Raw genomic sequence first — 11895 nt, forward strand, 5'->3', positions numbered from 1 at the left:
CCTACGCCGCCGGTTCGAGGCGGATCACGACCGACTTCGAGGTCGGCGTGTTGCTGATCTTCGCGGTCGAGTCCAGCGGTACGAGGACGTTCGTCTCGGGGTAGTAGGCGGCCGCGCAGCCGCGGGGCGTGTCGTACGCCACGACGCGGAACGCCTCCGCCCGCCGCTCGACGCCGTCGGGCCACTCCGAGACCAGGTCGACCATCGCGCCGTCCGCGAAGCCCAGCTCGGCGACGTCGGCGGCGTGGACGAACACCACCCGGCGGCCGTCGTGGATCCCGCGGTAGCGGTCGTCCTTGCCGTAGATCGTGGTGTTGAACTGGTCGTGCGAGCGCAGCGTCTGCAGCAGCAGCCTGCCCTCCGGCACCCGCGGGTACTCGAGCGGATTCGCGGTGAAGCGGGCCAGGCCGGAGGGGGTGTCGAAGCGGCGCGAGTCGCGCGGCGGGTGCGGGAGGACGAAGCCGCCGGGCACGTCGATCCGGGCTTCGAAGCCGTCGAAGCCGGGGACGACGTTGGCGATGTGCGAGCGGATGCGGCGGTAGTCGTCGCGCAGTCCCGCCCAGTCGACCCGCGGGACGTTCTCGCGGCCCTCGAGCAGCCGCTCCGCGATCCCCGTGAGGATCGCCACCTCCGAGCGCAGGCCCGGGCTCGGCGGGCGCAGGCGGCCCCGGGAGGCGTGCACGGCGCTCATCGAGTCCTCGACCGTGACCCGCTGCTCGCCCGAGCGCTGCACGTCGGAGTCGGTGCGGCCGAGGGTGGGCAGGATCAGCGCGCGCCGGCCGGTGACCACGTGCGAGCGGTTGAGCTTGGTCGAGACGTGGACGGTGAGGGCGAGCGAGCGCATCGCCGCCTCCGTCACTCCGCTGTCGGGCGTCGCCCGGGCGAAGTTGCCGCCGAGCCCCATGAATACGCGGGCCTTCCCGTCGCGCATCGCCCGGATCGCGGCGACCGTGTCCGTCCCGTGCACGCGCGGGGAGGAGAAGGAGAACTCGCGGTCGAGCGCGTCGTGGAAGGAGTCCGGCATCCGCTCGAAGATGCCCATCGTGCGGTCGCCCTGCACGTTCGAGTGGCCGCGCACCGGGCAGACGCCCGCGCCGGGCTTGCCGATGTTGCCGGTGAGCAGGAGCACGTTGACGACGTCCTTGAGCGTCGCGACCGAGTGCGCGTGCTGCGTGAGGCCCATCGCCCAGCAGACGACGGTGCCCTCGGACGCCGCGATCAGCTCCGCGACGGTGCGGATGCGCGTCTCGTCGATCCCGCTCGCCCGCTCGATCTCGTCCCACTGGACCTCCCGCAGCCCGTGGAGGTACTCGGCGAGGCCGCCGGTGCTCTCGCGGATGAAGGCGTGGTCGAAGACGTCGCCGCGCGCCTCCTCAGCCTCGAGCAGCGCCTTGCCCAGACCCTGGAACAGGGCCTGGTCGCCGCCCAGCCGGACCTGGAGGAAGTGGTCGGCGAGGGCCGTGCCGTCGCCCAGGGTGCCGCGGACGGTCTGCGGGTTCTGGAAGCGGAGCAGCCCCGCCTCCGGCAGCGGATTCACGGCCACGATGGTGCCGCCGGCGCGCTTGGCGCGCTCCAGCGCGGTCAGCATCCGCGGGTGGTTCGTGCCGGGGTTCTGGCCGGCGACGATGATCAGCGGTGCCCGCTCCACGTCGCGCAGGCTCACCGAGCCCTTGCCGATCCCGATCGTCTCGGTGAGGGCGGATCCGCTGGACTCGTGGCACATGTTCGAGCAGTCGGGCAGGTTGTTCGTGCCGAAGCCGCGGACCATCAGCTGGTAGACGAAGGCCGACTCGTTCGAGGTCCGGCCGGACGTGTAGAAGATCGCCTCGTCGGGGCTCGCGCAGGCGCGCAGCTCCTCCGCCACGAGGTCGAGCGCCTCGTCCCAGCCCACGGGCCGGTAGTGCGTCGCGCCCTCCTCGAGCAGCATCGGCTCCGTGAGCCGGCCCTGCTGGCCGAGCGCGAAGTCGTCCCACTCCTCCAGCTCCGCGACGGGGTGCGCGGCGAAGAAGGCCGATGTGACGGTGCGGAGCGTGGCCTCCTCGGCGACCGCCTTCGCTCCGTTCTCGCAGAACTCGGCGACGTGGCGCTTGTCGCCCTCCGGCCAGGCGCAGCCCGGGCAGTCGAATCCGGTCTTCTGGTTCACCCGCAGGAGCGTCTCGGCGCTGCGCACCGGGCCCATCTGCTTGAGCGAGATCTCGAGGGCGTGGGCGACGCCGGGGATCCCGACGGCGCGTCTCTTCGGCGACCGGACGGAGAGGCGGCTCTCGTCGATCGGACTCTCGCGGGGCTCGGCGTCATCGACCATTCCAGCATCGTACGTCCGTACCCCGGCATCGCTCCCGGTTCCCGGTGGGAGGATGACCTCCACCGCCTGAGGAGACCCATGAGCCGCAGTGTCGCCCGCACCCGCCTGACCGCCGTCCGCGCCGACGATCCGCCCCGACGCCGCGAGGACGTCCTGGCCGTCGAGGAGCCGCTCGAGATCCGCGTCGGCGGACGGCGCTTCAGCGTGACCATGCGCACGCCCGGCGACGACTTCGACCTGGTCGCGGGATTCCTGGTGTCCGAGGGGGTGCTCACCGAGTCGGAGCAGCTGGCGGCGATGCGCTACTGCGCGAGCGGCTCCGGTCCGGGCGAGAACACGTACAACGTGGTCGACGCGAGCGTCCGCGGCGGGCGGGAGGCCGTGCTGCTCGAGCGCGAGCGGTCGGTCTACACGACGAGCTCGTGCGGAGTGTGCGGGCTCGCGTCGCTCGAGGCGGTCGCCACCGACTCGGCGTGGAGCGTCGCGGAGGACGACCTGCGGGTCGAGCGGGAGCTGCTGGTCTCGCTCCCCGATCGGCTCCGCGAGGCGCAGGCGGTGTTCGAGCGGACGGGCGGCGTCCACGCGGCCGGGCTGTTCGACGCGGACGGCTCGCTGCTGGTGCTCCGGGAGGACGTCGGGCGGCACAACGCCGTGGACAAGGTGGTCGGCTGGGGGCTCCGGGAGGGGCGGCTGCCGTTGCGGGGGACGCTGCTGCAGGTGTCGGGGCGCGCCTCGTTCGAGCTGGTGCAGAAGGCCGTGATGGCCGGCATCCCCCTGCTCGCCGCGGTCGGTGCCCCGTCGTCGCTGGCGGTGGACCTGGCTCGCGACTCCGGCCTCACCCTGATCGGCTTCAGCCGAGGCTCCGGCTTCAACCTCTACGCGGGCGACGCGCGCCTGCTGCCCTGAGCCGGGGCTCCTCAGTCGGCTCCTGCGGATGGAGCAGCCCGCACAGCGGGCGCATCGAGATCCCCCTCGTACTCGGTGGCTCTCGACACGCCGCGTCCCGCGGCTACTCGACCAGCGAGGGTCGCCGCGTGTTCGGCAGAGGGCGCGACCCGGAATCGCGTGCGAGCGATTCAGGGCAGCCCGACAAGACCCGCTCTGCGCAACGCAGGCCCACGAGAAGCCGACCGAGGTCGCGCAGCGGGCCACCGCTGCACGACGAGCGAGCACCGCCGCGTGCCAGCGATTCAGGACAGCCCGACAGGAGCCGCTCCACGGGAGCCGCCACCCCCGGAAGCCGACCGCGAGTCGTGTCGCGGCTCCGCCGCTACACGACCGACAAGCTCTGCCGGGCGATCTCCAGCTCCTCGTTCGTGGGGATGACGAGGACGGCGACGCGGGAGTCGTCGGTGGAGATGCGGCGGGCGCCGCGGTCGGAGGACGTGTTGCGCTCGGGGTCGAGCTCGATGCCCAGGCCCTCGAGGCCGCGGAGGGCGCCGGCTCGGACGGCGGCGACGTTCTCGCCGACTCCGGCCGTGAACACCACGGCGTCGACGCGGCCCAGCTGGGCGTAGAAGGCCCCGATGTAGTGGCGGAGGCGGTGGTAGTAGACCTCGAGTCCGGCGCGGGCCCGCTCGTCGCCGGCCTCGGCCGCCTCCTGGACGTCGCGCATGTCGCCGCGACCCGTGAGGCCGAGGAGCCCGCTGCGCCGGTTGAGGAGGGTGTCGAGCTCGTCGATCGAGAGGCCCGCCTTGCGGGCGAGATGGAAGACGACGGCCGGGTCGAGGTCGCCGGAGCGGGTGCCCATCACCAGGCCCTCGAGCGGGGTCATGCCCATCGAGGTCTCGACGGAGACGCCGCCGTCGACGGCGCAGGCGGACGCTCCGTTGCCCAGGTGCAGGACGATCGTCTTCAGGTCGGAGCGGCGGCGGCCGAGGTAGGCGGCGGCGGCCTCCGAGACGAACTTGTGCGAGGTGCCGTGGAAGCCGTAGCGGCGGACGCGGTGCTTCTCGGCGAGCTCGGCGGGCAGCGCGTAGGTCGACGCCTCGGCCGGGATCGTGTGGTGGAAGGCGGTGTCGAAGACGGCGACGTGCGGGACGTCCGGGAAGGCCTTCTGCGCCGCCTCGATGCCCTCGAGGTTGGCGGGGTTGTGCAGCGGGGCGAGGTCGGCGAGGTCCTCGATGTTGATCTTTACCAGGTCGGTGACGACGGTGGGCTCGAAGAAGCGCTTGCCGCCGTGCACGACGCGGTGGCCCACGGCGACGGGAGGGTACTCGTCGAGGCTCGGGCCGTGCTCGCCGAACGCGCGGATCATCGCGTCGAAGCCGGCGGTGTGGTCGGGGATCGGCCCCTCGATCTCGAACGACTCCCCGTCGCGGGTGTGCTTCGTGCGGCCGGTGTCCTCGCCGATCCGCTCGACGAGGCCGCTGGCGAGCGTCTCCTCGGTGGTCATCTCGATGAGCTGGTACTTGAACGACGACGATCCGCTGTTGACGACGAGGACGACGGACATGAGGGGACTCCTGGGGTGATCGGGGTCGGGAGGGGCGGCGGCGGGGTCGCCGCTAGCGCACCACGGGGATGGCGGCGGTGGGCGGGACGATGGCCTGGGTGGCGGCCTGGATGGCCGTGATCGCGACGGTGTTGACGATGTCCTGCACGAGCGCGCCGCGCGAGAGGTCGTTGACCGGCTTGCGCAGACCCTGGAGGACCGGTCCGATGGCGACGGCGCCGGCCGAGCGCTGCACGGCCTTGTAGGTGTTGTTGCCCGTGTTAAGGTCGGGGAAGATGAACACCGTCGCGCGCCCGGCGACCTGGGAGCCGGGCATCTTCGAGGCCGCGACCGCCGCGTCGGCCGCCGCGTCGTACTGGATCGGGCCCTCGACGAGCAGGTCGGGCCGGCGCTCGCGCACCAGCGCCGTCGCCGCGCGGACCTTCTCGACGTCGGCGCCGGCTCCGCTCTCGCCGGTGGAGTAGGAGAGCATCGCGATGCGGGGGTCGATCCCGAACTGCTGGGCGGTCTCGGCGGACGAGATCGCGATGTCGGCGAGCTGCGCCTCGGTGGGGTCGGGGTTCACCGCGCAGTCGCCGTAGACCAGCACGCGGTCGGCGAGCGCCATCAGGAACACGCTCGAGACGACGGAGACGCCCGGGCTCGTCTTGATGATCTCGAAGCCGGGGCGGATGGTGTGCGCCGTCGTGTGCGCGGCTCCCGAGACCATCCCGTCGGCCAGGCCGAGCTGCACCATCATCGTGCCGAAGTAGGAGACGTCCGTGACCGTGTCGTAGGCGTGGTCGTAGGTGATGCCCTTGTGCGCGCGGATGCGGGCGTACTCCTCGGCGAAGCGCGCGCGGTGCTCGGGGTCGAGGGTGCTCAGCACGCGCGCGCCGTCGAGGTCGAGGCCGAGGCCCGCCGCACGGGCGCGGATCTCGGCCTCCTCGCCGAGGATCGTGAGCCGGGCGATGCCGCGCTTGAGCACTGTCGCGGCGGCACGGAGGATCCGGTCGTCGCCGCCCTCGGGCAGGACGATGTGGCGGTCGGCGATGCGCGCGCGCTCGATCAGCCCGTACTCGAACATCAGCGGCGTGACGACCTCGGACCGGCCGACGTCGAGGAGGGTGAGCAGCTCGACCGCGTCGACCGCCTCCTGGAAGAGGGCGAGGGAGGTGTCGCGTTTGCGCGGGGAGTCGGCCGCCAGGCGGCCGCGGGCCGCAGTGACGCGGACGGCGGTGTCGTAGGTGCCGAGCTCGGTCATCACGATCGGCACGCGGCTGTCGACGCCCTCGATCAGCCGGACGATCGGCTCCGGCAGCTCGAAGCCGCCGTTGAGGATGATGCCGGTGACCGTGGGGAACGTGCCGGAGGCGTACGCCATGATCACGGCGAGGACGACCTCGGGCCGGTCGCCGGGGACGATCACGACGCCGCCCTCGGTGAGCCGCGGCAGGACGTTCACCATGGACATCCCGGCGATCACCACGCCGAGCGCCTCGCGGCCGAGCAGCTCCGGATCGCCCGCGACGACGACGCCGTCGACCGCCTCGACCAGGCGGGACAGGCTCGGAGCGACGAGGAACGGATCCTCGCGGATCGCCCAGACCGGGACGGTGGCGGGGATGCTCTCGCGGATCGCGGCGACGGCGTCGGCGGCGGTGTCGGGGTCCGCGCGGTTCGCGATCACTCCGATGAGGCTCGCGTGGGCCGTGCGCAGCTCGACCGAGGCGAGCTCCGTGATCTGGCGCATCTCCTCCGGCGTGCGCGCGGGAGCCTGGCCCAGCTGCTCGCTGCGGGACGAGTCCCGGCCGGTGAGGACGAGCAGGACCGGGGCACCGAGGTTGGCGGCGATGCGGGCGTTGTAGCCGAGCTCGGTGGGGCTGCCGACGTCCGTGTAGTCGGAGCCGAGGATGACGACGGCGTCGCACCGGGCCTCGACGCCCTTGTACCGCTCGACGATCCGCGAGAGCGCCGCCTCGCCGTCGGCGTGGACGTCCTCGTAGGTGACGCCGATGCAGTCCTCGTAGGCGAGGCCCGAGTCGGAGTGGCCGAGCAGCATCTCGAGCACGTAGTCCGGCTCGGAGGTGGAGCGGGCGATCGGGCGGAAGACGCCGACCCGCTGCACCTGGCTGCTGAGCGCATCGAGGACGCCGAGGGCGACCGTGGACTTGCCCGAATGACCTTCGGCGGACGAGATGTAGATGCTCTGAACCATCGGATCCAGCCTACCGAGGGGGTCCCTCCGCCTGGCTGAGTAGAGGCCAGGGATGGGAGGGCGTGCACGGCGCGCGGCTGTGGAGGAGCGTCCGCCGCCGGTAGGGCCTCGTAGAGGCTGTGCGGCGGTCCATGGGCGGAGCAGGCGGGCCGCTTAACGGAAGAAGACCCCCCGCGCACCCGCCAGAGCCCGGTTACCCTTGCTGCGTTTCCGCCCTGGGGGAGTTGGCCTGGATGGCGCCACGCGGGGAGCCGGGTGACAGTCTAACCGACGACGGCGGCCGAGGAGAGCGGGGCGTGTCGGGGTCGTGGTCAGCGGGAGCCTCCGACACCGGCTAGTATCGATGAGTCGCGGCTCAGGTCGTGCCAGGAGGATTCGCCTAGTGGCCTATGGCGCACGCTTGGAAAGCGTGTTGGGTGAAAGCCCTCGGGGGTTCGAATCCCCCATCCTCCGCGAACGGTGTCCGTTGCTCTCGCCAGCACGGGCACCGTTTTGTTTAACCGGTGCGGCCGATCGTCGGAGCCCGGTCGACCGGTGAAGGCGTCGATCGGAGCGGCCCACTCACGCAGCGCCGGGTTCGCCCTGCCGGGGCACACCCGGCTGCAGCCGACGACGTCGCGCCGAGCAGGCGCCGCCGATCGTTCGGCGCGCGCCGGGCGTGCGGGATCAGCCGTAGAGGTGGTTCGTCCGCGCGCAGGAGTCGGAGCAGAAAGCGCCACGGCGGGCGACGAGCGGGGCCGAGCAGGCGGCGCAGACGGGGCGGAAGAAGAGTTCGGCTATGGATCGCGACATGGTCCGACCGTAGGTGCCGGTCCCGGATCGTGCCCGTCGCCATCCGTATTACGACAACGCGGACGACAGGGCGGCGATACGGACCCTCCGGCGACGCCGGCCGTCAGTCGGCGATGCGCTCGAGCCATTCGTCGAGCAGGAGCCGCTCCCCCGCGCTGAGGGGCTCGATCTGCGGCAGCGCCGTCCGCAGGGCGACGGCGTGCGCGACGACCGCACGGGCGGCGGGATCGGTGGGGCCCGCCTCCGCCGTGGTGATCGCCGCGAGGACGGACTCGCGCGAGCGGGACGAGAGCTCGTCGTCGGGGTCCGCGAGGGCGGTCAGCGTGAGGGTGCAGCCGAGCGCGGCCGACTGGAGCAGGCGGGAGGCCCGCTCGACGTCGACGGTGAGGCGGCCGGCTTCGGCGACGGCCCGGACCGCGTCGAGGAGGACGCCGCGGGACAGGCGCGCCGCCTCCGACTCCTCCCCCGGCCGCGCGGTGAACATCAGCGCGTAGAGGTGCGGTTCGGCGAGTCCGAAGGCGACGTGGTGATCCCAGGCGGCACGGAGCGCGTCGACCGGGTCGGCCGGCGCCTCGCTCCGCTCGAAGTCGGCGAGGGCCGTGGCGAATCCGGCTGCCGCGGCCGAGTCGAGCAGCCCGCGCAGGTCGCCGAACGTCCGGTAGATCGTAGGGGCCTGCACCCCCGCCGCCGCGCTGATCGCCCGCGTCGACACCGCGTCGCGCCCGCCGTCCGCCAGCAGCTCGACCGTCGCTCGGAGGATCCGCTCCCGCGTCGTCCCGCTCTCACTCATGCTACCGACGCTAACACGCTCCCGTTAGCGCCTCGTCTCCCCGAGCGGCCCCGGTCGCGTCAACGCCGTCGGGCGGTCCCGAAGATCCCGCGGACCACCTCGCGCAGCAGGGTCCTGCCGGCGCTCGAGCCCAGCACCTCCTCGACGACCGTCTTGTCGCGGCGGGCGGTGCGGGTCCCGCGGGAGGTCGGTGCCGTGCGCCGTCGGGAGCGCTCGGCGGCCTGGTCGGCGGCGCGCTCGGCGGCGGCCCGCTCCTTCGCGCGGCGGGCGGCGTCCGCGGTCTCCTCCTTGGCGCGACGCGCGTCCTCCTTGGCGCGGCGGGCGTCGTCGGCGGCCTGCTGCTCGGCGGCGGCGCGGGCCTCCTCGGCGTCGGCGGCGGCGTCGAGCCGGCGGGTGAGGATCTCGCGGGCGGAGTCGCGGTCGAGGGGCGTTCCGTAGCGCGCGAGGAGCGGGGACCTCTGGACGCTCGCCTCGCGGTCGGCCTCGGGGGTGGGCTTCATCGAGCCGAGCGGGGCGCGGAGACGCGTCCAGGCGACCGGGGTCGGGGCGCCGCGCTCGTTCATGACCGTCACGATCGCCTCGCCGATGGGGAGCGCCTGGAGGACCTCGCCGAGGTCGTAGTCGCTCTCGGGGTAGGTCGAGACGGTGGCGCGGAGGGCCTTGGCGTCGTCCGGCGTGTGCGCGCGGAGCTGGTGCTGCACGCGGGAGCCGAGCTGGGCGAGGACGTCGCCGGGCACGTCCTTCGGGGTCTGCGTGACGAAGACGATGCCGACGCCCTTGGAGCGGATGAGGCGCACGGTCTGGGTGATCGCGGCGAGGAAGTCCTTCGACGCGTCGCGGAAGAGCAGGTGCGCCTCGTCGAAGAAGAACACCAGCTTCGGCTTGTCGAGGTCGCCGACCTCCGGCAGGTCGTTGAAGAGGTCGGCGAGGAGCCACATCAGGAAGGTGGAGAACAGAGCCGGTCGGTCGGCGACTCCGGGGACCTCGAGGAGGCTGACGACGCCGCGCCCGTCGGCGGCGAGGCGGAGGAACTCGGCCGTGTCGATCTCGGGCTCGCCGAAGAACACGTCGGCGCCCTGGTCGGCGAACGCGATCAGCTCGCGGAGGATCACGCCGGCGGTCGCCTTGGACAGCCCGCCGAGCTCGGCGAGCTCCGCCTTGCCCTCGTCGCCGACGAGGTAGGTGAGCACGGCGCGGAGGTCGGACAGGTCGACGAGCGGGAGACCGGCGCTCTCGGCGTAGTGGAAGACGAGACCGAGGCTCGACTCCTGCGTGTGGTTGAGGCCGAGCACCTTCGCGAGCAGCAGCGCGCCGAATCCCGTCACGGTGGCGCGGACGGGGACGCCGGTGCCGATGCCGCCGAGCGCGAAGTACTCGGCGGGGGCCGCCTCCGCCCGCCAGTCCTGGCCGATGCCGCGGGTGCGGGCGAGCAGCGCGTCGGTCGCGGTGCCCGGAGTGGCGAGGCCGGAGAGGTCGCCCTTGATGTCCGCAGCGAAGACGGGGACGCCGTGGGCCGAGAGCTGCTCGGCGAGGACCTGCAGCGTCTTCGTCTTGCCGGTGCCGGTCGCGCCGACGACGAGGCCGTGCCGGTTGAGCATGCCGAGCGGGATGCGGACGGGCACGTCGATCCGCGCGTCGCCGTTGACGAGGGCGCCGAGCTCGAGGGCCGGGCCGGTGAACGCGTACCCGGCGCGCACGGCGTCGACGGCGCTCTCGGGGAGCGGAGCGGAGCAGTCCGCTGCTCCCGTTGCTCCGGACGCCGTCGCTCCGGACGCCGTCGCTTCCGGCCCGATCGCTCCGGATGCAGATGCTCCGCTCCGCTCCCCGACGCCGCCACCAGCCGCACGTCGTCCGCGACGGCCTCCGCCTCCTCCGGGCCGGCCGCCGCGTTCAGCGCCGCGGCCGCCGCCTCCGCTCGCGCCAGGGCCTCGGCGGCCTCCGCCTGCAGTCGGCGGGCGGCCTCCAGGGCTGCGCGCGCCTCGTCCCTCGCCGAGGCGAGCCCGTCGTCGTCACTCATGGGCTCAGCCTAGGTCGGCGGCGCCGGTCAGTCCTCGCGGACGTGCCAGGACTGTCCGTACCCGCCGTCGGCCTCGGGGCGGGCCATCAGCTCGAGGAACGGGTCGGCGCTGAACGCCTCCGGCCCGAGCACTCCGGCGCCGGTCCACACGCCGGTCGCGAGGAGCTCGAGCGCGACCACCGGGTTGAGCGCCGTCTGCCAGACCACGCACTGGGTGCCGTACTCGGCCATCGTCCACTCGTTGTCGCTCACGTGGTAGAGGTACACCTCGCGGCGGGCGCCGTCCTTCGTGCCGGAGACGAAGAGGCCGGCGCAGGTCCTGCCCGTCATCCGCGGGCCGATGCCGGCTGGGTCGGGCAGGGCGGCGGCGACGACGTCGCGCGGCGAGACCTCGACGGGACCGCCGGCCGAGCGGACCCGCAGGGGCTCGGTGCTGTCGAGGCCGAGGAGGTGGAGGGTGCGCAGGACGCCGATGAACTGCTCGCCGAGGCCGTACTTGAAGGTGACCTTCTTGGCGTCGAGCCAGCGCGGCATCAGCAGCACCTCCTCGTGCTCGACGTTCACGCACTCGACCGGGCCGATACCCTCGGGGAACTCGAACACCTCCGGCTCCGAGAAGGGGGCGGTGGTGTACCAGCCGCGGTCGCGCTCGAACACCACCGGCGGGTTCAGGCACTCCTCGATCGTGGTCCAGATGGAGAAGGACGGAGCGAAGATCTCGCGGCCGTCCGCGTCGTGCACGACGAGGTTCGCGCCGTCGCGCACTCCGAGCTCGTCGATCTCGTCGAAGAGGTGGTCGGAGGCGTAGCGGGCGAAGACGTCGGAGAGTCCCGGCTCCACGCCCATGCCCACCAGGGCGAGGCGGCCGCGGGAGGACCACTCCTCCGCCGCGGCGAACTGCTCGTCGCCGAGCTTGAGCCCCGTCAGCTCGTGGGGCTGCTCGGGGTGCGGGAGCGAGAGGCTCATCGCCATGTCGAGGTAGTCGGCCTCGGCGGCGAGCGCTCCGGCGAAGATCGTCGGGACGAAGCGCGGCTCGACAGCGTTCATCACGTGGGTCGCCCCGTGCGCGCGGGCGACGGTCTCGACGTTCTCGGCGTCGGAGGCGTCGATCCGCGCGGCGACGAAGCGGTCGTCGGCACCGTGCCGCTCCGCGATCCACGCGACCGTGCGCTCGGCCCGGGCGAGGTCGTAGTCGCAGACGATGATCTGCTCGAAGAAGGAGCGGCGCGCGGCGATCTTCGCGAAGGCGTCGCCGACGCCGCCGGCGCCGACCAGGAGGATTCTCATGGGGACACCGTACCGACGGATCGCGTCGTCCACCATGCCGAGCACCGACGGA

General features: G+C 72.9%; 8 protein-coding genes, 1 tRNA gene and 1 other RNA gene. 2 read left to right on the plus strand and 8 right to left on the minus strand.

What is annotated here, in order from left to right; all coding sequences use genetic code 11:
* Position 1: 1 nt before the first annotated feature.
* Complete coding sequence (locus tag C5C82_RS06130) at positions 2–2305, minus strand: FdhF/YdeP family oxidoreductase (RefSeq protein ID WP_104354788.1); 2304 nt, start codon at positions 2303–2305, stop codon at positions 2–4.
* A 78-nt stretch (positions 2306–2383) separates the two neighbouring features.
* On the opposite strand from C5C82_RS06130, the gene fdhD reads away from it, so the two are divergent.
* The gene (fdhD, locus tag C5C82_RS06135; RefSeq protein ID WP_104225120.1) at positions 2384–3211 is read left to right on the plus strand and encodes a formate dehydrogenase accessory sulfurtransferase FdhD; all 828 of its coding nucleotides are present in this window, start codon (positions 2384–2386) and stop codon (positions 3209–3211) included.
* Positions 3212–3575: 364 nt separating this feature from the next.
* Here the strand turns inward: fdhD and C5C82_RS06140 are convergent, their stop codons facing one another.
* From C5C82_RS06140 to ffs, 3 genes are all read right to left on the minus strand, one after another.
* Positions 3576–4760: an acetate/propionate family kinase gene (locus tag C5C82_RS06140; RefSeq protein ID WP_104354789.1), complete on the minus strand. Its 1185-nt coding sequence runs from the start codon at positions 4758–4760 to the stop codon at positions 3576–3578.
* A 52-nt stretch (positions 4761–4812) separates the two neighbouring features.
* The gene (gene pta / locus C5C82_RS06145; RefSeq protein WP_104227473.1) at positions 4813–6957 is read right to left on the minus strand and encodes a phosphate acetyltransferase; all 2145 of its coding nucleotides are present in this window, start codon (positions 6955–6957) and stop codon (positions 4813–4815) included.
* Between the two features lie 159 nt (positions 6958–7116).
* Positions 7117–7213: signal recognition particle sRNA small type (ffs, locus tag C5C82_RS06150), an RNA gene on the minus strand.
* Positions 7214–7325: 112 nt separating this feature from the next.
* Between ffs and C5C82_RS06155 the strand changes: the two genes are divergently transcribed.
* Positions 7326–7410: transfer RNA gene (locus C5C82_RS06155), tRNA-Ser, on the plus strand.
* A 213-nt stretch (positions 7411–7623) separates the two neighbouring features.
* Here C5C82_RS06155 and C5C82_RS17975 read toward each other — a convergent pair.
* The 4 genes from C5C82_RS17975 to C5C82_RS17795 all read right to left on the minus strand — a co-directional run bounded on the left by C5C82_RS17975 (position 7624) and on the right by C5C82_RS17795 (position 11843).
* Positions 7624–7749, minus strand: a complete 126-nt coding sequence (locus C5C82_RS17975) for a hypothetical protein (protein WP_258060618.1) — start codon at positions 7747–7749, stop codon at positions 7624–7626.
* Positions 7750–7852: 103 nt separating this feature from the next.
* Positions 7853–8539: a TetR/AcrR family transcriptional regulator gene (locus tag C5C82_RS06160; RefSeq protein ID WP_104227474.1), complete on the minus strand. Its 687-nt coding sequence runs from the start codon at positions 8537–8539 to the stop codon at positions 7853–7855.
* A 59-nt stretch (positions 8540–8598) separates the two neighbouring features.
* Complete coding sequence (locus tag C5C82_RS06165; RefSeq protein WP_104248355.1) at positions 8599–10236, minus strand: helicase HerA-like domain-containing protein; 1638 nt, start codon at positions 10234–10236, stop codon at positions 8599–8601.
* Positions 10237–10583: 347 nt separating this feature from the next.
* Complete coding sequence (locus tag C5C82_RS17795) at positions 10584–11843, minus strand: saccharopine dehydrogenase family protein (RefSeq protein ID WP_104256687.1); 1260 nt, start codon at positions 11841–11843, stop codon at positions 10584–10586.
* Between the last annotated feature and the right edge of the window lie 52 nt (positions 11844–11895).

This window comes from Rathayibacter sp. AY1D5 (assembly GCF_002932515.1).
Lineage (GTDB): Bacteria > Actinomycetota > Actinomycetes > Actinomycetales > Microbacteriaceae > Rathayibacter.